This window comes from Paenarthrobacter aurescens (assembly GCF_041549525.1).
In the GTDB taxonomy this organism is placed as follows: domain Bacteria; phylum Actinomycetota; class Actinomycetes; order Actinomycetales; family Micrococcaceae; genus Arthrobacter; species Arthrobacter aurescens.
The window spans coordinates 2208656-2229095 of the sequence record NZ_CP157456.1 but is presented as its reverse complement, the minus strand read 5'-3'; the positions used below and the strand labels follow the sequence as shown (position 1 = coordinate 2229095).

Sequence of the window (20440 nt, the reverse complement as noted above, 5' to 3'; positions counted from 1 at the left end):
GGCTCCGAGAGCCGCTTCTTGAAATTCTGCCTCTTGTAGAAAAAGAGTCAAAGCCGGGCTTACTTGAGAACGTAGATGACCAGGAAGAGGCCGATCCACACAACGTCAACGAAGTGCCAGTAGTACGAGGTGACGATTGCCGACGTCGCTTCAAAGTGCCCGAACTTTTTGGCTGCAAAGGCGCGGCCAATGATGAACAGGAACGCGATCAGGCCGCCAAGGACGTGCAGGCCGTGGAAGCCTGTGGTCATGTAGAAGGCGGAGCCATAAGCATTGGACGACAGGGATACGTGCTCGGATACGAGCATTGCGTATTCCATGGTCTGGCCGGCTACGAAGAAGCCACCCATGATGAACGTCAGGGCGAACCACTCGGTCATGCCCCATCGCGTGAACTGCAGGAGCCCACCTGTGCGGCGTGGCTCAAGTCGCTCAGCAGCGAAGACGCCCATCTGACAAGTGAAGGAACTTGCCACAAGGACGATGGTGTTGACGAGCGCAAACGGGAAGTTGAGCTTGGCCGTCTCCTCGGCCCACATCTGTCCCGATGTGGAGCGCAGGGTGAAGTACATGGCAAAAAGGCCGGCGAAGAACATCAACTCACTGGACAGCCAAACAACGGTTCCAACAGAAACCAGGTTGGGGCGGTTCAGCGTCGGGTGCGCCGGGGTACTGGGGGCATGGGTCGCAGATGTCACAAGGACATTATGTCTGTAAAAGTCCAGACTTCCCAATGCAAACCACCGATTCGGGAGACTTTTTCTACAAAGACGCGAATTCGCGCGGAAAAGTTCCCGGTCGCGTTCACATTGGTCATCGGTGTTGCCGGCTCGATAGCATCAGTGAGTGACTTCTCCGGTAACGGCACCTGCAGCCAGCAATACCTGGCCAGGGCTCATCTCAGCACTGATCAACGGCGACGACCTCGCGGTGGGCAACACAGAGTGGGCCATGAACACCATCATGTCCGGAGAGGCGACGCCGGCGCAGATTGCCGGGTTCCTGGTTGCACTCCGTGCCAAGGGCGAGACGGTGGAAGAACTGGCGGGCCTTGTGGAGGCCATGGTTCAGCACGCCAACCCGATTACGATTTCCGGTGAAAAGCTGGACATCGTGGGAACGGGTGGAGACCGCCTGAATACTGTGAACATTTCCACCATGGCTGCGCTTGTAGCCGCCGGTGCCGGCGCCAAGGTGGTGAAGCACGGAAACAGGGCTGCGTCTTCCACTTCGGGTTCGGCCGACGTGTTGGAAGCCTTGGGTGTCCGCTTGGACCTTTCCATCGAGCAAGTTGCCCGGAACGCCGAGGAGGCGGGAATCACTTTTTGCTTTGCGCAGGTCTTCCACCCATCATTCCGGCACACAGCCGTCCCGCGCCGTGAACTGGCTGTCCCCACGGCGTTTAACTTCCTAGGGCCCCTGACGAACCCGGCGCGTGTGCAAGCCTCGGCGGTAGGGGTAGCGAACGCCCGGATGGCTCCGTTGGTGGCGGGAGTGCTGGCTCGCCGCGGTAGCAGGGGACTGGTGTTCCGTGGCGACGACGGCCTTGATGAACTGACCCCCACTGGGCCATCGACAGTCTGGGAGATCAGGAACGGAACCGTCAGGGAACAGATCTTTTCACCGGGGGACCTGGGCGTCCGTCCTTCGACGGTTGCTGACCTTCGGGGAGGTGACGCTGCTGCCAACGCAGCAGTGGTGCGCGAGGTTCTTGATGGTAAGCAGGGGCCAGTGCGCGACGCCGTTCTGTTGAACGCGGCTGCTGGGCTGGTCTCGGTGGATCTCAACGCAGAGGGCAGCCTCGAGGAGCGGATGCGCGCTGGCTTCGATCGCGCTGCAGAATCGGTTGACTCCGGCAAGGCGGCCGAAGTGCTCGCTAAGTGGACGGCCTTGAGTCAAAGTTAGGAAATACGGCCAAAGCTAAGAAATAAGGCCAAAGCCATGGAGCCAGGGTGGTGGCTACTCGAATCCGAGAGCGAAAGCAGCGTCCAGATCGTGCTGTGAATAGGCCCTGAAGGCAATGTGCGTGGTGGTGTGGACTACCGAAGCAACCTTTGACAGGCGGTCCGCGATCACATCGGCAAGTTCATCGTGCTTGCTCACCCTGGCAACCGCGATCAGATCCCATTCGCCAGTGACGGAGTACACCTCGCTGATGCCCTGAATGGCCGATATTTGTTCTGCGGTCTCCGGTATGCGCGAGGCATCGGTCTTGATCAGGACGAAAGCGGTGATCACGTGGGGCCTTTCCGGACAAGCATCTTTGCGGACGATTTCCAGCCTAGTGCATCTCCGCTGGTGGGAGCTCTATCACGTACGGCGTTGCCGTTGGCGCGAAGCCCTCAAAGCAAGTAGGGCAATGAGCCGGTATCCGAGAAGGAAAACACCGAGGGTGACCAAGGCAACCAGAACAAACGGAAGCACGACGGTTTGCCCTGTGGCCGCTCGCAGCAGCATTCCTATCGCGACCGATCCGATCCATATGCCAACTCCGGCAGGCCAGGCAGCCAACGGCGCCCGCCAGGCACGCACCAGAAGCCAGCCAATGGCTGCTCCAAACAGGAAGGGCCACGCTGTGGCGAAGGCCCCTGAAATGATGTCTCCACGGGCGTGGGCGTCGCGCCCTATGGCCGCGAAGACGAGAATCAGCAGAAGGTCGGCAATGGCTGCGGGAATCCACAGGCGTGAGGGTGAAGGCATACTTATGACACTATCCGGGGCGTCCCTCCGGCGCGAAAGTCATTGCAGCAGATGCCTTGTCATAGCGTTGCATTCAAGGTGGACCGTTGTGTGGGTGATCTCACGGTATTAGCCTCTGTCAGGGGACAAGGAGTTCCCGACGATATGGAGGAACGGCCGATGCAGAAGATTTCGACCTGCTTGTGGTTTGACGGTCAAGCGGCTGAAGCCGCCGAGCTCTATACGTCGATCTTCGATAATTCAGTCATGGGTCCGTTAGTGGCCGGGCCCGATGGGAACGCCATGACCGTCCAATTCGAGATTGAGGGCAGGGAGTTCATGGGCCTCAATGGGCGGCCGGGTTTCGCGTTCAACGAGGCTGTGTCGCTTGTGGTGAGTTGCGACTCCCAGGAGGAAGTGGACAGGTACTGGGAAGCTCTGCTTGTTGGGGGACAGGAGAGCCAGTGCGGCTGGCTGAAGGAAAGGTACGGATTGTCGTGGCAGATAGTCCCCACTGCAATGTCCGGACTCTTGGGCGGCCCGGACCGCGAAGGATCACAGCGCGCCATGGAGGCGATGTTGACCATGCGCAAACTGGATATCAACGTACTTCAAAGGGCCTACGACGGCCACTGAAATCTGTGGGGACAGCTTGCCGGTGGCGCTGTTAGCATTGCCGCACGGTGATGCTTGACCATCTCAACATGAGGAGAACTGACCAATGACAACCCGCCTCAATCCGTACATCTCATTCCGGGATAATGCCCGGGATGCCATCACTTTCTACGAATCCGTCTTTGGCGGTGAACTGAACATCAGCACTTTCGGCGACTACCAGGCCAGCGAAGACCCGGCCGAATCCGGCAAGGTCATGCATGCCATGCTGGAAACCCGCAATGGACTGACGCTGATGGCTGCTGATACGCCGAACGGCATGCCCTACAACCCCGGCGACAACATCTCCGTCTCTTTGAGCGGGGAATCCTCGGATGAAGCGGAGCTCCGCGGTTACTGGGACAAACTCGTCGACGGCGGGACGGTGACGGTTCCGCTTGAAACCGCTCCCTGGGGTGACACCTTCGGGATGTGTGTTGACAAGTTCGGGATCGGCTGGCTGGTCAACATTGCCGGAGCCCAGCAACAGTAGTCGTTTCTGTCAGCGGACAAACCGAGCTGCCCGCAGTATCTTCTGCGGGCAGCTATTCACTGTGAATTGCCCGGGCGATGCGCCGCCCGTCTGTTGTGAGCCGGTTGCCCATGTGCTTGGGCGTTCGCAGCACGATGCATCGGTCCAGAATCTCTGCAAAGGGGAGTCTCTCGCCCAGTTGCCTTTCAAGAACAGTCATGTCTTCAACCCGACGCAGCCATACCAGCATCAGGATTGAGTACAGGCCGCCGGTGGTGGCTACCAGGCGGACCTCCTGCAAGCCGACGAGCTTTCCTGCCACGGATTCCACCATCGTTGCCGGCACGCGCAGGAAGTACCATACGGCCACAGGCCAGGGGGAGTAGGGGCGGGCCATTTCCAGGCGCAACACCATGCGCTTCTCCGCAAGAAGGGTGTTCAGGGCATTCCTTGCTCGTGAGGTGCTGATCTGAAGTGCTTCGGAGATCTCCGCCACGGAGGCGCGGCCGTTGCTCCGCAAAAGCCCGGCAAGTTGTTCTTCGACGTCGGCAGAGATTCCTCTGGGCGCGGCCACCGGCAGGGGAAGGCTAAACTCCAGTTGGCGTGCCTCATCGTCCTGAAGGGAGCGCAGCCGCCACAGCTGGGCATCGGCAAGGAGCCGGATACCGCGGTGCGTTCGCGTGCCGGTCACGCCTGCAACGTTCGAAAGTCGATCCAGGACAAACGCTGCCAACTCCGCATCCGTCCGGCACAGCAACGTCACTACCAGGTCACGGCCACCGATTGTTTGGTCAATGGAGAGAACTTCGTCGTCGCGGGCAAGGTCCTCTGTGGCCTCGGCAATGCGGGCGGGTGTGCACTCCACCTCAACGATTGCGCCCACATACTTTGCTCCGGGTCCCCGGTAGCTTGCCAGCCAGGCCAGCCCCTGGTCCTGAAGGGCGGTCCAGCGCCTGGCGAGGGTAACCGCGTCTGCGCCGACGATCGGAGCGAGCGCAGACCAGGGGGCGCGCGGACGGATTTGCAGGGCATGGAGAAGCCTCAAATCACGCCCATCCAGATCGTAATCCTGCATTTGGTGCCCCCTTCCCGTCAATTGGCTGCATTTTTCGTGGGGCTATTTCTGTGCTGCCTAGATTCTAGGGTCCGCGAAGAATACTGACGAGCAAGAGGGGCCATGCCCGCTACGAACCTGATCTACCCTGAGGTGGCCTCCGAAGAAACGTGCTCCTCTGACGCGCAATTTTGCCGGCAGCGGCAGGGGAGCGGGGTGTCTGCCACGAACTCCAAACCGCATCCGGACCCGAAGGCAGCGGTTCGATGGTGCGATCCTTGCTTGCTGGTCCTGGTTCGCGCAGGGGAGGTTTCTGCCTTTGCCGAACTTTTCCTGAGGTATAGAAACCTTGCAGCCTATGTGGCCCGTGTTGAGTCCGACAATCCATCGGATATGGACGACGTGGTGGGCGAAGCGTTTGCGTCCGTCTTTCAGGCCCTGGTGGTTGGACGGGGACCGGCAGACTCCTTCAGGGCCTATCTGTTGACAGCCGTTCGGAGAACGGCTCATCGTCGAAATGTCCAGGCCAGGCGATCCGGCTTTCTGAGCGACGTTCCTCAGTGCGGCGACACCGGTTATGACGATCCTTCTCTGCAGGCATTGGAGACGTCTTCACTTACTGAGTCATTTCGGTCCCTGCCTGCCCGCTGGCAGGCCGTGCTCTGGTACAGCGAGGTGGAAGCCATGAAACCTGCGGAAGTGGCACCGATCATGGGATTGACTCCAAACAGTGTGTCGGCGTTGCTTATACGTGCTCGTAAAGGGCTAAGGAAGGCGTTCCTTCAGAATCAAGTGGAGGCACCGAGGGTCGATTCCTGCGCAGAGGTGTCCAGGCATTTTGGGAGATTCGTCCTGAGCGACGAGCGTATGGCCGGGAGTGAAAAGATTCGTCGCCATGTGAGCGGTTGCACTGAGTGCGAGGTCGCTCTGGCTGCCTTACGCGAAATGCGCAGCGCCATGAAGGGCTCAGGGTAACCGATTGGGGAGGCGCTCTTCGGCTTTACTTTACATAATGTAGATTATCGGCGTTATGGATCTGATCGCAGGAGTGGTTGGCTGCGGGCCGGCACAACGTCATGCCGGCCCAGCCGTGACAGTTTCAGGCGCCTACGTACGCAGCCAGATGCTTGCCCGTCAGCGTCGACTTGCCAGCCACCAGCTCAGCCGGCGTCCCGGCGAAAACAATCTTGCCGCCGTCGTGCCCGGCGCCAGGCCCGAGGTCGATGATCCAGTCCGCATGTGCCATGACGGCTTGATGGTGTTCGATGACGATCACTGATTTTCCTGACTCGACCAGACGATCAAGCATGCCCAGCAGGTTCTGGACATCGGCCAGGTGCAAGCCTGTGGTTGGCTCGTCAAGAATGTAGATGTCGCCCTTTTCGGACATCTGCGTGGCCAGCTTCAGGCGCTGGCGCTCACCGCCTGACAATGTGGTGAGGGGCTGGCCGAGTGTCAGGTAACCCAGCCCCACATCGGCCAGACGGTCCAGGATTTTTTGCGCAGCCAGGGTCCGGGCATCACCCTCGCTGAAGAAGACCACGGCCTGGTCAACAGACATTGCAAGCACCTCTGCAATATTGCGTCCGCCCAGTTTGTACTCCAGGACAGCAGCCTGGAAGCGCTTTCCCTCACACTCTTCACAAGGAGATTCCACCGTGGCCATCACGCCGAGATCGGTGTAGATAACGCCTGCTCCATTGCACGTGGGGCAAGCACCCTCAGAGTTCGAACTGAACAGCGCGGGCTTAACGCCATTGGCCTTGGCAAATGCCTTACGGATAGGTTCCAGCAGTCCGGTATACGTTGCCGGATTGCTTCTGCGGGATCCCCTGATGGCTCCCTGATCGATCACCAGGACGCCGTCCCGCTTGGCTACTGAACCGTGGACCAGTGAACTCTTGCCGGAGCCGGCAACGCCGGTAAGGACGCAGAGAACCCCAAGGGGGATGTCGACGTCGACGTTCTTGAGGTTGTTTGTTGAGGCGTTCCGGACTTCCATGTACCCCGCTGCCGGGCGCACAGTGTCTTTGATGGACGCCCGGTCATCCAGATGGCGCCCGGTGATGGTGTCGCTCCCCCGCAGCCCCTCCAGATCACCCTCGAAACACACTGTCCCGCCGCCGGTACCGGCACCTGGTCCAAGGTCCACCACGTGGTCAGCAATCGCGATGGTTTCGGGCTTGTGTTCCACTACCAGCACGGTGTTGCCTTTGTCCCGAAGCTGCAGCAGCAACTGGTTCATTCGCTCAATGTCATGAGGATGCAGGCCAATGGTGGGTTCATCGAAGACATAGGTGATATCTGTGAGCGATGACCCCAGATGCCGGATCATCTTGGTCCGCTGGGCCTCTCCCCCAGACAACGTTCCGGCAGGGCGGTCCAGGGACAGGTAGCCGAGACCGATTCCGGCGAAAGAGTCCAAAAGGTGTTGGAGGCCCTTGAGCAACGGAGCTACGGAGGGCTCATCAAGCCCGCGGACCCACTCTGCGAGGTCGCTGATCTGCATGGTGCAGACGTCCGCGATGCTCTTGCCATTGATCTTGGAAGACCTCGCTTCGGGGCTGAGCCTGGTGCCCTCACACTCCGGGCACGTAGTGAACGTGATGGCACGCTCAACGAAGGCACGAATATGGGGTTGCAAGGAGTCCACGTCTTTGCTGAGCATCGACTTCTGGATCTTGGGGATGACACCCTCGTACGTGAGGTTGATACCTTCCACCTTGATCTTGGTGGGCTCACGGTACAGAAGATCGTGGAGTTCCTTCTTGGTGAACTTTCCGATCGGCTTGTCCATATTGAAGAATCCTGACCCGCTGAAGATGCGGCCATACCAGCCATCCATCGTGTAGCCGGGAATGGTCAGGGCTCCCTCGCTCAAGGATTTGGTGTCGTCATACAGGGCCGTGAGATCAAAGTCATTAACAGCCCCCATGCCCTCGCAGCGGGAACACATGCCTCCGAGGCGATTGAACGAGGCCTTCTCGGTCTTGGTTTTGCCTTCGCCGCGTTCCACGGTGATGGCGCCACTGGCCTTCACGGTGGGCACGTTGAAGGAGTAGGCGTTGGGCGAGCCGATGTGGGGTTGGCCAAGGCGGCTGAACAGGATCCGCAACATGGCGTTGGCATCTGTGGCTGTACCCACGGTGGAGCGCGGGTTGGAGCCCATCCGTTCCTGGTCCACGATGATCGCGGTAGTCAATCCTTCAAGAACGTCAACGTCCGGCCGTGCCAGGGAGGGCATGAACCCCTGGACGAAGGCACTATAGGTTTCGTTGATCATGCGCTGCGACTCTGCGGCGATGGTTGCGAAGACCAGTGAACTTTTCCCGGAGCCGGAGACGCCCGTGAACACCGTGAGACGGCGCTTGGGGATTTCAATGCTGATGTCTTTGAGGTTGTTCTCACGTGCGCCCTGGACCCGGATCAGATCGTGGGTGTCCGCAACGTGGGACCCCGGAGATTGCGTGTCCGTGCTCGCGGCAATAGTCATGATTTCTCCATCTGTTAGGCGGCGCTGCCCAACAGTCCCCCGTCGGCGTCGCCTGGTTCACGCTGGCAACCTCAGCCAGTAGCTTCGATTCTGCCATTGTCTTCCAAGGTTTACTCGCTAAGAATGGAGCATGCCGGTATACATGAGGTCACTTGAAACCGCAGTTCCGCAAACAATCCTTGTCCAGCAGCAGGCCCGGGATGTCTTCGCATCCCAGCCAGGACTGACGCGGCTGGGAACCCGTCTGGTCAATACCTGCTTCGACTCAGCAGCCATTGACACCCGATACACCGCCGTGGCCGAGCTCAGCCTTGACTCCCATCCCGAAAATCCCCAGTTCTTTGACCCCGAAACCAATCAGGTCCTGAGCCCCAGCACCAAGGTCCGGAATGAGATCTTTGCCACCGAAGCCACCAAGTTGTTTATCGAAGCCGGCAAAGCCGCTGTGGCCCAGGCGCCCGGAATAGATTTGGACGACATCACGCACGTCATCACCGTGTCCTGTACTGGTTTCTTCAACCCCGGCCCGGACTACAAGGTAGTGAGGGCTTTGGGCCTCAATCCCGCTGTGCAGCGGTACCACCTCGGTTTCATGGGCTGCTATGCGGCTTTTCCCGCGCTCAAGGCAGCCAAACAGTTCTGCGTTGCCGATCCCACCGCGGTTGTCCTGGTGATCTGCGTTGAACTCTGCTCCCTGCATGTCAGGACGTCGAATGACCCCGACACGATCATGGGGTCGGCCATCTTCGGGGACGGGGCGGCGGCTGCGGTCGTCAGTGCCCGGGAGCTGGAAGGGCCGGAGCCGGCCATCAGGCTCGATCACTTTGAGACTGTCCTGACGCCGGTTGGCGAGGAAGCCATGGCTTGGAACATCGGGGACGAAGGATTTGAAATGGTGCTGGGATCTTACGTCCCCCACATCATTGAAGAACACATCACCGGTGCCTTGGAGCCGCTGCTCGCCAAGGATCCGTCCCTGGCGGGCCTGCCTTATAGGGACATCACCCACTGGGCCATCCACCCCGGTGGCCGAAGCATCCTGGACAAGGTGGAGTCCAAGTTGGAACTGACGCAGGAGCAGCTGGTGCCTGCCCGCGAGACCCTGAGGGACTACGGCAACATGAGCAGCGCCACCGTGCTGTTCGTTCTCAAGTTCATGCTGGAGAAGGGGGCAACTGAGCAGGAGGAACGGATCTGCTCCATGGCGTTCGGCCCTGGTCTGACGGTGGAAACGGGACTCTTCACTCTGGTCTCGCCTGCTCTGTGAGTCCATGGGGGTCCCTCCAAGCGAGGGATGTACAGGCTGTTGAGGAGATGGACAGGGCCGACTGCGACCCCAATCGCCTCCACAGGACCTATGCCCGCTTTCCTGTGGTTAACGGGTTGTTGTCTGGATGGCACAGGACGTACCGGCACCGCCTCCGCCCGATGCTGGCCACCAACGGCTCGGTCTCAGTGCTGGACATCGGATGTGGCAGTGGTGATGTGGCGAGGAGCCTGGCACGGTGGGCGCGGCGGGATGGTTTCCGCCTCTCCGTGACGGCGATCGATCCGGATGAGAGAGCCTTCGCTTTCGCGTCCCGGACGCCTCCCGTAGAGGGCGTTGTGTACCGTAAGGCGCACAGTTCCGAACTCGTCGCTGAGGGCCGGACGTTCGACGTCGTCATTTCCAACCACATCCTGCACCACCTCGGTTCCGGAGAACTCACAGCTGTCCTTCGCGATTCCGAGTTGTTGAGCCGCGGCCTGTGCCTCCATAACGACCTCAACCGCAGCAACATCGCATACCTGTTATTCCTGGCAGGTTTCTGGCCTTTGGGCGTTGGTTCGTACATCTGTGTGGATGGCTTGACGTCCATCCGGCGCAGTTACACTGCACCGGAGCTGGCCGCTGCTGTGCCGGACTCATGGTCGGTGGAAAGAAACGGCCCTTGGCACCATCTGCTCGTTCAGGACTCTCGGGATAATGATGCCTGACGTCGTGATTGTTGGCGCCGGGCCCGTAGGCCTCTTCATGGGGGTGTTGTTGCTGCAGCGGGGCCATCAGGTCCGAATCCTTGAGCGGCGGAGCAGCAGGAGTAACCGCTCACGTGCGATTGGGATCCACCCGCCGGCGCTTTCGCAACTGGCGCACGCCGGAGTAGCCGGTCAACTGGTGTCAGAAGGTGTTCGCATCAGCCGGGGCGTCGCCTACAGCCAAAGGCGGCGAGTGGCCGGGTTGGCGTTCGACGGCGACGCCGGCTTTCCGTTCATCCTGTCCGTTCCGCAGGCGGTCACCGAGGAAGTCCTGGAGTTGGCCGTTAGGAACCTGGACCCAGGGGCGATCGTCCGCGGTGCTGAAGTTCAGGGGGTCACGCAAAACCCCGGCGGCGTGGGTACCATCGCGAATTGTCATGGCGGCGTCCGGGAGTTCGACAGCAGGCTGGTCATCGCTGCAGACGGAGCACATTCGGCCATTCGTCGGCATTACCTTCCGGATTTGCCGGAGCGGACATATCCGGACTGCTACATCATGGGCGATTTCCCGGATGGCACCGGCCATGGCTCCGACGCCGTGTTGTACCTGGAGCCCGCCGGAATCGTAGAGTCCTTCCCGCTCCCGGGAGATGTCCGCAGATGGGTGGTCAGGCTGGGGGCCCCGGAACGAAAGCCGACGGCGGACGGGCTTGCCCACTTGGTTGTGGCCAGAACGGGTGAACCGCTTGATGTTGGTGGGAACTCAATGCTCAGTGCCTTCGAGGTACGTTCACGCATGGCTCACCGCATGGTTCACGGCAGGGTGGTGCTGCTGGGCGACGCAGCCCACGAGATCAGCCCCATCGGAGGGCAGGGCATGAACCTTGGCTGGTTGGATGCTGCGGCGCTTGCTCCGATCATCGATGCTTCTTTGCGGGGTGCCGGTGTGGGGGCCGACCTGGAGGGTTTCGAGAAGTCCCGCAGAAAGGCGGCGCTACGCGCATCGCGCCAGGCTGGACTCAACATGGCTTTGGGAAGACCTCTCCCGCCTCCCGCAATGGCAGCCAGGAACGCAGTTTTCGCAACCGCGTTGGCAGTACCGGCAATTTCAGGATTTGTGGAGCGGCGCTTCACCATGCGTTAGGTGCTGCAGGGCGTTAGGTGCTCCAGGGCGTTAGGTGCTCCGGGGTTGGGCTATTCGGTGGTTGTGTAATAGCAGTCGTACGTGTCCTGACTGATGATCAGCCCGTCCCGCAACTCGAAAACCGCTGTGCTCCTGGCCCGGATGGTATCTCCACGGTCCCAGTAAGGAAGGTCAAGCAGCAAAGTGGCAGACCAGTTCATTTCCAGGACCACACGGTTGTCCTGACTGGTTGTACGGAGCACCTCAAAACGCTGATCTGAGACTATGTCCTTGCTGTGGTCTGCGCCGGCCAGGGTTTCGGCAAGGTTCCGCGTCGAGCCGGTTTTGGACAAGGCATGGGGCCATTCCGTGAGCGTGAAATCGTCAGCCAGAAAGGGCCGGATCTCGGCAGCTCCGCCGCCTGCTTCAACGGTTCCAATGAACCTGAGTACACAATCCAGAGGGGTGGAATCGATCATTCTTCGAGCCTAGTCCACACTCGGGAATGCTCCGTCGCGGGTTAGGCTCACTGTATGACGCACCAACCTCATCCTGAGGCCACGAGCCCCGCCACGGACTACAACCCGATCCGGATACGCGATGCTGTTCGACGCTTGCTCGATGCAGAAGAACTACCGCCCATTGTGCAGGCCGGGCACCCGGTGCTGCGTCAGCTTGCCGCTCCTTACGACGGCCAGGTGGACGACGTTGAATTGGCGGCTCTCATCGACCGAATGAGGGATGTCATGCATGCCGCCCCTGGCGTGGGCTTGGCTGCCCCCCAGTTGGGCGTGCCCTTGCAGCTGGCCGTTCTGGAGGACCAGTACCCGGTGGACCCGGAATCAGCTGCAGTGCGTCACAGGGAGCAGATGGAATTCTTCGCCGTCATCAATCCCCAGTACCGCCCACTCGGAACTGAGACTGCCTCGTTCTATGAAGGGTGCCTCTCCGTGAGCGGGTACCAAGCCGTGGTGACACGCCACCGCAACGTGGAATTGCGATACACCAATTCTGCCGGTGAGCCCGTGGAGGAGTGGTTTTCCGGGTGGCAGGCCCGCATTGTCCAGCACGAAACTGACCACCTCCATGGCGTGCTCTACCTGGACCGGGCCGAACTGCGCTCGTTGTCCAGCAACGAGGAGCACTCGGCGCGCTGGGCCGCCCCGGAGATTGACGAAGCCCGGCGAGCTCTTGGGTTCCTCCGCGGCTAGTCCGCGGAGGGGTTGCTGTCCGTAGGAAGGTAACGTGCCCACCAGTTGAGGATGTGCTCAAAGCGCTGCCTCCGGTGATGGGGCGTGCCGGATCGTGACAACTCATGATCCTCCCCGGGGAAGATCAACAATGCAGTGTCCACGCCCTTGGCTTTGAGGTGCGCGTAGTAACGCTGACCCTGTTCGACGGGGCACCGAAGATCGTTCTCACTGTGGATCACCAGGGTAGGGGTTTCTACGCCCGCCACTATCGCCATGGGACTTTGGGCTGCCATCTGCTCCGCTGTTCGGCCGATGTATTCGGTCCCGAAGAACCACCCGATGTCCGCCGAACCTGCGAAGCTGACGGGGTCCAGGAAGCCACGCTCCACAATTGCGCCTTTGAACCGATGGTCGTGAGCGATGGTCCAAGCGGTCAGGTAGCCCCCGTACGAACCACCCATGATTCCTACGCGGTCATTATCCAAGGCACCGAATGAGGCCAATGCTGAATCGAGGAATGCCAGCACGTCCTGCATGTCCACGGTCCCCATGCGCTCCTTGACGGCGCGGCCGTGGGCTTGTCCGTAACCGGCGGACCCGCGTGGATTGCACATGAGAACGGCATAACCGGCCGCTGCGTAAACCTGCGCCTCGTCAAAGAAAGCTCCGGTGTACTGGGCAAAGGGCCCGCCGTGTATGGAAAGGAGAACGGGGTGGGGTCCAGGTCCGTCAGGGAACAACACCCAGCCGTGAACAGGATGCCCATCGGCGGATTCGGCTTCAAAGTCCAAGGGCTCCACTACCCGGGAATGGTTGCGCAGGTTGGCCGAGAAGTCAGTGAGCAGGCGTAATTCGCCGCGTTCCAAAGATGCGACGTCCCCCACGGTGGAAGCATCTGAGAAGCTCACCGCGATTTCCCCGTTGGCAGCCACCGTGGCCCCATTGACCACCTTGGCTCCGTACACCAGGGGTGAGATCTCGCCGTCGGCCGTAATATCGAGCAGTTCAACGCTTCCCAGCGCTGTGTTCAGCACCAGAACGCTGGCCGGTCCGCTGGGCTCCAGGGGTCCGGAAACGTCCAGGTGCTCGACGTCGGTCAAGGCCGTGGCCTCTCCCCCGGCAATCGGCATGCTGTACAGAACGGAATTTCGGGCCACGAAGTCCTTGCCGGTCTCACCCAGGTCCTGGGCGACGTAGAAGAGCCAGCGGCCATCCGTGGAGGCGCGCACAGCAGTGACGGTCTGCGGCTTTGTATTGGAAGGTTCGACGACGGTTGGCTGGCCGCCGCCGGCATCCATCCTGTAGACGGAGGTGACGAGGTCGTCGTCGTGTCCTTCATGGAGGGCAGCGATGAAGTAGAGGTTCGCGCCGTCGGCTGAAAAGCATGGTGACTCATGGTCTGAGTCCCCAAACGTGACCTGACGTGCAGAAGGGATCCCTGCAACAGGGCGTGCGGGCTGTTCGTGGGCGGCCCTCCCACGAAGAGGGACTGCCGGCTCGCCACCCAATTCAGGCACGTCAAGGACGAACAGCTGCTGGCGTTGGTCAGCGGTATAGCCGATGCCGTTCATTCTGTACTGGTTGCCAGTGATCATCCGGGCGTCCTCTCCCCCGGGCGTGACGCCGTCCACCGTGCCGTAGCGACCCTGTTCCGGTACGCGGGCCTCGAAGGCAATGCGGTGGGAATCAGGCGCCCACACGAAGCTGCCCACGCCGGCATGCTGATCGGTGATCTGTTGCGGCTCGCCGCCTGCCGCTTCCACCACAAACAGTTGTGGCTTACCGTCCGGATCGCTCCTCAGAAAGGCAAGAACCAGGCCATCGGGAGAGAACGCCGGGGAACTATCCCTGAACCCGCGGGTGATGCGGCGGGAATACTTGGTGGGATCCAAAGGGATGCTCCACAACTGACCCACATAGCTGTCTGCATCAAAGTCCGGTCTGGTGACGGAAACCACCGCCTTGGTGCCATCGGGGTGGATAGCCGGGGCGGACACGGAGTTCAGCAGGTGCAGTTGCTCGGGTTTCACGATGGTGAGCCTAGCCCGGCAGCCCGGCCCCCGGCACCAGACACTCCGTCCACCGTAGGATTGAAGCCATGTTGTCCGACGCTGTTGCTGCCCTCCGCTGTCCAGTTTGCCAAGGGGCGCTTCAGCTCTGTGAAGGCCGGCAGCAGACACTCGCCTGTGAAGCCGGGCACCTGTTCGACGCCGCCAAACAGGGCTACTTCAACCTGCTGACGGGCAAGGGTACGGTCTTCGAAGCAGACTCGGCGGAGATGGTGGCCGCCCGGTACCGGTTTCTGGATGCCGGACACTACTCCGCCCTCGCCGTGGCCGTTGCAGAGGCAGCTGCCGGATCACTTCAGCGCCCCGACGCCCTGGTTCTCGACGCCGGGACCGGCACGGGTCACTATCTGCAAACGGTGCTAGAGAGGTCCGGTGCTACGGGTATCGGCATGGACATCTCCAAATTCGCGCTAAGGCGGGCCGCGCGGCTCAACCCGCAGGCAGCCAACCTCGTATGGGACATTTGGCGCCCGCTGCCGATTGCAGATAACACCGCGGACGTGGTCACAGTAGTCTTCGCCCCGCGGAACCCCGCCGAGTTTGCCCGGGTGCTTCGGCCCGGCGGCTCCTTGATAGTTGTGACGCCACGTCAGGGCCATCTTGCCGAGATCGCAGCCCGGACAGGCATGCTCGGCATTGAGGAGGGGAAAGAAGACCGTCTGGTGGACTCCATGCGGAAATACTTCAACCCCGGCACCAGCAAGAGCCTTGACCTTCCCTTGATGTTGTCGGGCTCGGAGGTTGCCGACCTCGCCTACATGGGTCCGGCCGGACACCATCTGAAGCGCGAAGAGTTGGCCGAAATGGCCGCGTTGGAAGGTCCAGTGGCCGCAACCGCGAAGTTCAGGATCAGCGAATTCGCCGTGTCCTGACGTGGGGCGGAACCTCGGGCTAGGATGGAAGAACAGCGACTGTGATCCTGCTCGCGGGATCCGGGACCAAGGGGGAAAAGATGTTCGAATGGCTCGGCGAAAATTGGTGGGCACTCTGGCTCACCGTCTTCCTCGCGTTCGCGGTGGTGGAGATGCTTACTCTCGACCTCTTCTTCATCATGCTGGGCGGCGGTGCCCTGGCCGGACTGATCGCTGACTTTGCAGGGGCCGATTTCTGGCTTCAAATCGTGATTTTCTCCGTGGTCTCCCTCCTGATGATCGTCTTCGTCCGTCCTGTCGCCATGAAGCACCTGCATAAGGGGCCGGCAGAACAGCGCAGCAATATAGACCGGCTTATCGGTCAGTCCGCCCTCGTCATCGAAGCCGTGAGCGGAACCAGTGGACTGGTCAAAATCGGCGGCGACGTCTGGAGCGCCCGCAGCACAGCCGGTGTCCTCGACGCCGGTGCAACAGTCCAGGTCACCAGAATCGACGGCGCGACGGCGGTTGTAGCCTCGCCTGCCGAGAACAGCCCGCGCTAACGCGCCCTTAAAGTTCTGCGGTTGCCGGTGCGGGCAGCCTGCCCGCGTTCAGCCGCATCACACCACGCAATTGGGGAATGAAGGAGATTTATGGACGGCTTAGGAGGAACAGCAGCAGCAATTGTGCTGATTGTTCTCGTCATTTTTGTCATCATCGTGTTGGTCCGTTCGGTGAGGATCATCCCGCAGGCACGCGCCGGCGTCGTTGAACGCCTGGGCAAGTACCAGCGGACGCTCAACCCGGGACTAACCATCCTGATACCGTTCGTCGACAGGCTCCTGCCGTTGCTCGACTTGCGCGAACAAGTGGTGTCGTTCCCGCCGCAGCCGGTCATTACCGAGGACAACCTGGTGGTCTCGATTGACACCGTCGTCTACTTCCAAGTGACCGATCCCAGGGCTGCAACCTACGAGATCGCCAACTACATTCAGGCCGTGGAACAGCTGACCACCACCACGCTTCGCAATGTAGTGGGTGGGCTCAACCTTGAAGAAGCCCTGACATCCCGTGACCAGATCAACGGCCAGCTGCGCGGCGTCCTTGACGAAGCAACGGGTCGCTGGGGAATCCGGGTGTCCCGCGTGGAGCTGAAGGCGATTGATCCGCCCCACTCCATTCAGGACTCCATGGAGAAGCAGATGCGCGCAGAGCGGGATCGCCGCGCAGCAATCCTGACCGCTGAGGGCACCAAGCAGTCACAGATCCTCACCGCCGAAGGCCAGCGTCAAGCCGCCATCCTTGCAGCTGAGGGCGATGCCAAGGCAGCCATCCTGAGGGCAGACGGTGAAGCCCAGGCCATCCAGAAGGTCTTCGATGCCATTCACAAGGGCAACCCGGACCAAAAGCTCCTGGCATACCAGTACTTGCAAACCCTCCCCAAGATCGCAGAGGGGAGCTCAAACAAGCTCTGGATCATTCCCAGCGAAGTCGGCGAGGCACTCAAAGGCATCGGGGGCGCGCTCGGAGGTAACAACGGGGACTCCCCCGTTGGCCTCTTCGGCGGCTCTGATGAGTCCAAGTCGTCCGAGCCGGCGGGAACACCCGCCCAGCCACGGCCCGCTGAATAAAGCAAAAGCGCAGTGACTCCGAGCGGTCAGCCATCCAGGCTGGCCGCTCGTTGTTTGTTCCTCCTTTTGAGTAGTGGGCGAGGATCCGCGTATAATGGGATATTTGTCCGGCTGGTTCAGCGTGGATGGAACAATAAAGCTTGGCCAGGCGTTGCAATTAGTGATGCAAGGTGTGCAGAAGTAGTCCGTAAGGATCGTGAAAACGGCTTACGGCTAGCGCGGGGTTCCTGCCCCGCGAACAGACAGAGGGAGTAATCATGAGCGATCGCAGCCTGCGGGGTATGCGTCTTGGCGCCCAAAGCATGGAAACAGAATCAGGCGTTGAACCGGCACCGCGCCAGCGGGTCGAGTACCGTTGCGAGGATGGCGAGCAGGTCTTCGTGACCTTCTCCTCCGAGGCCGAAATTCCCCCCGTTTGGGTATCCAAGACCGGCAAGGAAGCGCTGCTGGTTGATGGCGAGCGTCCCGTGGATGCCAACGAAAAAGCCGTCCGCACCCACTGGGACATGCTCTTGGAACGCCGAAGCCTTCCCGAGCTGGAGCAGATCCTTGCGGATCGTCTGAACATTCTGCGTGAGCGCCGTGGAGAGCGCCGCTCCGCGTAGCCTGACAAGAGGCAGAAGTAAAGGCCGGGTCCGGATCCCCTCAGGGAACCGGACCCGGCCTTTATCTTTGTCTTTGTGAAAGCCCAGGCGCTATTTGGCAACTGCCGGGGACTTGCGGGTCAGCTTTGCCCACCGCGCCGCGAGTCCCCACTTGGTGACGTTAATCATGGCCTCAACCACAATGTTGCCGCTCATCTTGGATGCCCCGAGCTCGCGCTCGACGAACGTGATGGGGCGCTCTTCAATGCGCAGCCCAAGCTTGGCTACGCGCCATGCCAGGTCAACCTGGAAGCCGTAACCAACCGACTCCACCTCGTCCAGGTTCAGAGCCTCCAGCGTGCTGCGGCGGAAGGCCCGGTAACCGCCGGTGACGTCCTTGATCTTGACGCCCAGCATGATGCGGGCGTAGGTGCTGCCGATGCGGGAGATCGCCTGACGGTACAGCGGCCAGTTAACTACGCTGCCACCCGGTACCCAGCGGGAGCCCATGGCGAGATCTGCGCCAGCCTCCACGGCATCAAGGAGAAGCGGCAACTGCTCCGGCTTGTGCGAACCGTCGGCGTCCATTTCCACCAGGACGTCATAGCCTGCGGCAAGTCCCCACTTGAAACCTGCGATGTAGGCAGCCCCGAGGCCTTCCTTCCCCTTGCGGTGAAGAACATGAACTTGGCCGTCCTCAGCGGCGAAGTCGTCGGCCAGCTTTCCCGTGCCGTCAGGGCTGTTGTCGTCCACCACCAGGACATCGGAGTGCGGCACTGCTGCGCGCAGCCGACCCAATGTCACGGGGAGCGATTCCAGCTCGTTGTAGGTGGGAATGATCGTCAAGACACGCAAGAAGAGGCCTTTCCTTGATGGAGCGGTCAGTGTGCCGGAGCAGCCTGGCGGCTGGCATTCTGGCGCAACTCTCCATTATAGGACGACGACAGGGAAGCATTTGGCGCCTGTGGTGGCGGTCACAAGGAGCAGTTGGCGGCCGCGTGCCTTGGACTGCGGTGACTTTAGACCCTCAGGGACTCGTGAGCGAACAACTCGTGGCCCTCACGCACCGTCTGCAGGCATCGGGGATCACTTCCTGTATCCAGAGCCGGCAACAGGGGCGTCCGCGCGCGGGGATCGGTGCTCCATGACTGCACGCGGCTGTCAGCTACCTGGACCATCAGTTCCTCCACCTCCCACACGGCGAAACTCGCCGGAGCGCCCGGGACCAGTTGTCCCATCAGGGGGTTCCGGTGCTTGGTAGCCCGCCACCCTGCACGGGTGTGCCCCAGGAACGCGGCCCGGGCGGATATTCGCTGCTCCGGGTTGCTGTGCTCCAGGCAGGCACGGACGCTTGACCAGGGGCGCAGAGGGGTGACGGGGCTGTCACTGCCAAAAGCTATGGGAACTCCGCTGGCGTAGAAAGACGCGAAGGGATTCATCCTCTGGCTGCGCTCACCCAAACGGTGTTCGTAGAGACCGCCGGGAGCGCCCCACGCGGCATCGAAAGCAGGCTGGACGCTGACAGAGACGGAGAATCTGGCCAAACGCTCAATGGCGGACTGGTCAGCCATCTCCACATGTTCAAGGCGGTGGCCGGCGGCACGCAGGCGCTGCTCCCCTACCTCGGCCGCTGCGGCATCAAAGGCGTCCAGGACAGCACCCAACCCGGCGTCCCCGATGACGTGGAAGCCGGCTTGGATTCCCAGCAGCGACGTAGCCACAAGGTGCTTGGCGGCGTCATCGACCGAAAGATACAAACTGCCCCGCTGGCCGTCGGCGTCCGAATAGTCCTCCACGAGCGCCGCAGTGCGGGATCCGATGGAACCATCCATGTTGAGGTCACCGGCCAGGCCAAGGACCGTAGTACCGAGGCCGTCCAAAATGGCTTGCGCGTGCTCCTGCGAGGTGGCAAGTTCGCCCCAATAGGGAAGGACTTCGGGGGTGTTTCCGTGATCGTTCCAGGACGCAGCCATACGCAGGTCTGCGGATCCGCAGATGTGGGGTGCGGACATTTCGGCCAAGGCAACGTACCCGTTGGATGCAGCCTCTTGCAGGGCCGCTTCCTGGTATCCGCGGCGTTCGGACTCCGTGAAATTCCGGGCGGCAAGCCGGGCAGCCGTGTGGGCCGCCCGAACTACTCGTGGCTCCCCGGAGAAGCCGTCGAGGCCCTGAAGCCCCGCTGCCGCGACGAGGGAGGGCGACACCAAGGCTGAATGGACATCGATGCGTGAGAGGTAGACGTGCCGTCCGGGGGCCGCCCTTTGGATCTCTTCCAAGGTTGGGATTGTGGGATCGGTCCATGTGGTTTCGTCCCATCCGTGGCCCAATACGGTGCCCGTGCCGCCGGCGGAAGCAACGGCGTCGAGCAATTGCGTTGCTGAACGTACCCCGGAGAGCTGCAGCCCGGACAGGGCGATGCCCGTCTCAGTCAGATGCGCATGGGAGTCCACAAAGCCCGGGGCGAGGAGCGCACCCTTGAGGTCGATGATTTCCATGGAGGAGTCAGCAATGGACGTAGCTGCCTGCTCCGAGCCGACCCAGGCTACGGTGTCGCCGTCCACCACCATTGCTGTAGCAAATGGATCTGCCGCAGTATAAATCGAACCATTGCGATACATGGTGACCTTGCGGTCTTTGGCGTTCCGGTCCGGGCCGGCTGATACGCCTGGCTGGTTCATGCG

At 61.1% G+C, this 20440-nt stretch carries 21 protein-coding genes; 12 read left to right on the top strand and 9 right to left on the bottom strand.

Going from position 1 to position 20440, the window contains the following annotated elements; translation table 11 throughout:
• Nucleotides 1-59 precede the first annotated feature (59 nt).
• Nucleotides 60-698 (bottom strand): heme-copper oxidase subunit III, encoded by a 639-nt coding sequence (locus ABI796_RS10300; RefSeq protein ID WP_141283535.1) that lies wholly within the window; start codon nucleotides 696-698, stop codon nucleotides 60-62.
• Nucleotides 699-846: 148 nt separating this feature from the next.
• Here ABI796_RS10300 and trpD point away from each other — a divergent pair, with 148 nt between their 5' ends.
• Nucleotides 847-1905: an anthranilate phosphoribosyltransferase gene (trpD, locus tag ABI796_RS10295; RefSeq protein WP_141283534.1), complete on the top strand. Its 1059-nt coding sequence runs from the start codon at nucleotides 847-849 to the stop codon at nucleotides 1903-1905.
• Nucleotides 1906-1959: 54 nt separating this feature from the next.
• Here the strand turns inward: trpD and ABI796_RS10290 are convergent, their stop codons facing one another.
• On the bottom strand, nucleotides 1960-2238 hold the full coding sequence (locus ABI796_RS10290) for an Lrp/AsnC family transcriptional regulator (RefSeq protein WP_014921945.1): 279 nt from the start codon (nucleotides 2236-2238) through the stop codon (nucleotides 1960-1962).
• 72 nt (nucleotides 2239-2310) lie between these two features.
• Nucleotides 2311-2700, bottom strand: a complete 390-nt coding sequence (locus ABI796_RS10285; protein WP_141283533.1) for a DUF3054 domain-containing protein — start codon at nucleotides 2698-2700, stop codon at nucleotides 2311-2313.
• A gap of 159 nt (nucleotides 2701-2859) precedes the next feature.
• Here ABI796_RS10285 and ABI796_RS10280 point away from each other — a divergent pair, with 159 nt between their 5' ends.
• Both ABI796_RS10280 and ABI796_RS10275 read left to right on the top strand, forming a co-directional pair.
• Nucleotides 2860-3315, top strand: a complete 456-nt coding sequence (locus ABI796_RS10280; RefSeq protein WP_141283532.1) for a VOC family protein — start codon at nucleotides 2860-2862, stop codon at nucleotides 3313-3315.
• A gap of 85 nt (nucleotides 3316-3400) precedes the next feature.
• Nucleotides 3401-3826, top strand: coding sequence for a VOC family protein (locus tag ABI796_RS10275; protein WP_141283531.1), 426 nt, complete (start codon nucleotides 3401-3403; stop codon nucleotides 3824-3826).
• A 52-nt stretch (nucleotides 3827-3878) separates the two neighbouring features.
• Here ABI796_RS10275 and ABI796_RS10270 read toward each other — a convergent pair whose 3' ends face one another.
• On the bottom strand, nucleotides 3879-4880 hold the full coding sequence (locus ABI796_RS10270) for an Lrp/AsnC family transcriptional regulator (RefSeq protein ID WP_141283530.1): 1002 nt from the start codon (nucleotides 4878-4880) through the stop codon (nucleotides 3879-3881).
• 102 nt (nucleotides 4881-4982) lie between these two features.
• Here ABI796_RS10270 and ABI796_RS10265 point away from each other — a divergent pair, with 102 nt between their 5' ends.
• Nucleotides 4983-5834, top strand: coding sequence for an RNA polymerase sigma factor (locus tag ABI796_RS10265; protein WP_141283529.1), 852 nt, complete (start codon nucleotides 4983-4985; stop codon nucleotides 5832-5834).
• Nucleotides 5835-5958: 124 nt separating this feature from the next.
• On the opposite strand, the gene ABI796_RS10260 is transcribed toward ABI796_RS10265, so the two are convergent.
• The gene (locus tag ABI796_RS10260; protein WP_174754536.1) at nucleotides 5959-8352 is read right to left on the bottom strand and encodes an excinuclease ABC subunit UvrA; all 2394 of its coding nucleotides are present in this window, start codon (nucleotides 8350-8352) and stop codon (nucleotides 5959-5961) included.
• A 130-nt stretch (nucleotides 8353-8482) separates the two neighbouring features.
• Between ABI796_RS10260 and ABI796_RS10255 the strand changes: the two genes are divergently transcribed.
• Genes ABI796_RS10255 through ABI796_RS10245 form a run of 3 tightly spaced genes read left to right on the top strand, consistent with a single transcriptional unit; the run spans nucleotide 8483 to nucleotide 11452 of the window.
• Nucleotides 8483-9619 (top strand): type III polyketide synthase, encoded by a 1137-nt coding sequence (locus ABI796_RS10255; RefSeq protein ID WP_141283527.1) that lies wholly within the window; start codon nucleotides 8483-8485, stop codon nucleotides 9617-9619.
• On the top strand, nucleotides 9616-10329 hold the full coding sequence (locus ABI796_RS10250; RefSeq protein ID WP_141283526.1) for a class I SAM-dependent methyltransferase: 714 nt from the start codon (nucleotides 9616-9618) through the stop codon (nucleotides 10327-10329). Before ABI796_RS10255 ends, ABI796_RS10250 begins: the two co-directional genes overlap by 4 nt.
• Nucleotides 10322-11452 carry an NAD(P)/FAD-dependent oxidoreductase gene (locus ABI796_RS10245; protein WP_141283612.1) on the top strand — a complete coding sequence of 377 codons (1131 nt, stop codon included), beginning with the start codon at nucleotides 10322-10324 and terminating at the stop codon, nucleotides 11450-11452. Before ABI796_RS10250 ends, ABI796_RS10245 begins: the two co-directional genes overlap by 8 nt.
• A 50-nt stretch (nucleotides 11453-11502) precedes the next feature.
• Here the strand turns inward: ABI796_RS10245 and ABI796_RS10240 are convergent, their stop codons facing one another.
• Entirely contained in the window at nucleotides 11503-11910 is a 408-nt protein-coding gene (locus ABI796_RS10240; RefSeq protein ID WP_141283525.1) for a nuclear transport factor 2 family protein, read from the bottom strand.
• Nucleotides 11911-11964: 54 nt separating this feature from the next.
• Here ABI796_RS10240 and ABI796_RS10235 point away from each other — a divergent pair, with 54 nt between their 5' ends.
• Nucleotides 11965-12642 carry a peptide deformylase gene (locus ABI796_RS10235; protein ID WP_141283524.1) on the top strand — a complete coding sequence of 226 codons (678 nt, stop codon included), beginning with the start codon at nucleotides 11965-11967 and terminating at the stop codon, nucleotides 12640-12642.
• Here the strand turns inward: ABI796_RS10235 and ABI796_RS10230 are convergent.
• Nucleotides 12639-14654, bottom strand: a complete 2016-nt coding sequence (locus tag ABI796_RS10230) for a S9 family peptidase (RefSeq protein WP_141283523.1) — start codon at nucleotides 14652-14654, stop codon at nucleotides 12639-12641. The genes ABI796_RS10235 and ABI796_RS10230 overlap by 4 nt on opposite strands.
• A 68-nt stretch (nucleotides 14655-14722) precedes the next feature.
• Between ABI796_RS10230 and ABI796_RS10225 the strand changes: the two genes are divergently transcribed.
• From ABI796_RS10225 to ABI796_RS10210, 4 genes are all read left to right on the top strand, one after another.
• Nucleotides 14723-15565 carry a methyltransferase domain-containing protein gene (locus ABI796_RS10225; RefSeq protein WP_141283522.1) on the top strand — a complete coding sequence of 281 codons (843 nt, stop codon included), beginning with the start codon at nucleotides 14723-14725 and terminating at the stop codon, nucleotides 15563-15565.
• 80 nt (nucleotides 15566-15645) lie between these two features.
• On the top strand, nucleotides 15646-16107 hold the full coding sequence (locus tag ABI796_RS10220; protein ID WP_105691804.1) for an NfeD family protein: 462 nt from the start codon (nucleotides 15646-15648) through the stop codon (nucleotides 16105-16107).
• 90 nt (nucleotides 16108-16197) lie between these two features.
• Nucleotides 16198-17175, top strand: a complete 978-nt coding sequence (locus tag ABI796_RS10215; RefSeq protein WP_141283521.1) for an SPFH domain-containing protein — start codon at nucleotides 16198-16200, stop codon at nucleotides 17173-17175.
• A gap of 257 nt (nucleotides 17176-17432) precedes the next feature.
• A complete protein-coding gene (locus ABI796_RS10210; protein WP_141283520.1) occupies nucleotides 17433-17780 on the top strand; it encodes an RNA polymerase-binding protein RbpA in 348 nt (115 codons plus the stop codon).
• A gap of 90 nt (nucleotides 17781-17870) precedes the next feature.
• Here ABI796_RS10210 and ABI796_RS10205 read toward each other — a convergent pair whose 3' ends face one another.
• On the bottom strand, nucleotides 17871-18614 hold the full coding sequence (locus tag ABI796_RS10205; protein ID WP_141283519.1) for a polyprenol monophosphomannose synthase: 744 nt from the start codon (nucleotides 18612-18614) through the stop codon (nucleotides 17871-17873).
• Nucleotides 18615-18778: 164 nt separating this feature from the next.
• Nucleotides 18779-20437, bottom strand: coding sequence for an amidohydrolase (locus ABI796_RS10200; protein WP_141283518.1), 1659 nt, complete (start codon nucleotides 20435-20437; stop codon nucleotides 18779-18781).
• Nucleotides 20438-20440 lie beyond the last annotated feature (3 nt).

Excerpts from the sequence above, each read along its gene's own strand:
- ABI796_RS10285 (WP_141283533.1), bottom strand. The coding sequence starts at position 2,700 with ATGCCTTCACCCTCACGCCTGTGGATTCCCGCAGCCATTGCCGACCTT.
- ABI796_RS10280 (WP_141283532.1), top strand. The coding sequence starts at position 2,860 with ATGCAGAAGATTTCGACCTGCTTGTGGTTTGACGGTCAAGCGGCTGAA.
- ABI796_RS10275 (WP_141283531.1), top strand. The coding sequence starts at position 3,401 with ATGACAACCCGCCTCAATCCGTACATCTCATTCCGGGATAATGCCCGG.
- ABI796_RS10270 (WP_141283530.1), bottom strand. The coding sequence starts at position 4,880 with ATGCAGGATTACGATCTGGATGGGCGTGATTTGAGGCTTCTCCATGCC.
- ABI796_RS10265 (WP_141283529.1), top strand. The coding sequence starts at position 4,983 with ATGCCCGCTACGAACCTGATCTACCCTGAGGTGGCCTCCGAAGAAACG.
- ABI796_RS10260 (WP_174754536.1), bottom strand. The coding sequence starts at position 8,352 with ATGACTATTGCCGCGAGCACGGACACGCAATCTCCGGGGTCCCACGTT.
- ABI796_RS10255 (WP_141283527.1), top strand. The coding sequence starts at position 8,483 with ATGCCGGTATACATGAGGTCACTTGAAACCGCAGTTCCGCAAACAATC.
- ABI796_RS10245 (WP_141283612.1), top strand. The coding sequence starts at position 10,322 with ATGCCTGACGTCGTGATTGTTGGCGCCGGGCCCGTAGGCCTCTTCATG.
- ABI796_RS10240 (WP_141283525.1), bottom strand. The coding sequence starts at position 11,910 with ATGATCGATTCCACCCCTCTGGATTGTGTACTCAGGTTCATTGGAACC.
- ABI796_RS10235 (WP_141283524.1), top strand. The coding sequence starts at position 11,965 with ATGACGCACCAACCTCATCCTGAGGCCACGAGCCCCGCCACGGACTAC.
- ABI796_RS10225 (WP_141283522.1), top strand. The coding sequence starts at position 14,723 with ATGTTGTCCGACGCTGTTGCTGCCCTCCGCTGTCCAGTTTGCCAAGGG.
- ABI796_RS10220 (WP_105691804.1), top strand. The coding sequence starts at position 15,646 with ATGTTCGAATGGCTCGGCGAAAATTGGTGGGCACTCTGGCTCACCGTC.
- ABI796_RS10215 (WP_141283521.1), top strand. The coding sequence starts at position 16,198 with ATGGACGGCTTAGGAGGAACAGCAGCAGCAATTGTGCTGATTGTTCTC.
- ABI796_RS10210 (WP_141283520.1), top strand. The coding sequence starts at position 17,433 with ATGAGCGATCGCAGCCTGCGGGGTATGCGTCTTGGCGCCCAAAGCATG.
- ABI796_RS10200 (WP_141283518.1), bottom strand. The coding sequence starts at position 20,437 with ATGAACCAGCCAGGCGTATCAGCCGGCCCGGACCGGAACGCCAAAGAC.